Source organism: Azospirillum sp. B4, from assembly GCF_000333275.1.
In the GTDB taxonomy this organism is placed as follows: domain Bacteria; phylum Pseudomonadota; class Alphaproteobacteria; order Azospirillales; family Azospirillaceae; genus Nitrospirillum.
In genome coordinates this window covers 1-266 of record NZ_BACU01000473.1, presented here as the reverse complement: position 1 = coordinate 266, position 266 = coordinate 1, and the positions used below count along the sequence as shown (strand labels likewise).

Annotated in this window: 1 pseudogene; it reads right to left on the bottom strand. The window is 69.5% G+C overall.

Annotated features, from left to right (window positions below):
* Nucleotides 1–266 (bottom strand): annotated as a pseudogene (locus tag I55_RS37810) (hypothetical protein); the annotation flags it as partial.

Sequence of the window (266 nt, the reverse complement as noted above, 5' to 3'; positions counted from 1 at the left end):
GCCGCTGCTGACGGTCGAGGATTTGAGCGTGTTCGACGCGCACGGGGTGGAGCGGCTGAAACACGCCACCTTCCGCGTGCGGGCGGGTGAGATCGTAAATAACGTGACAGGCGCCACCGCGTGCCCCAGCGGCGGAACGCCGCCGATAGGGTAACCGGTGGTCAATCGCACGAACTCCGGATCCGCGCGCAGCAAGCGGTCGCCGTTCAGGACGTCGGCCAGGGCCCGGGCCACCAGGGCCTCGTTGATGCGGGTGGCGCCGGAGG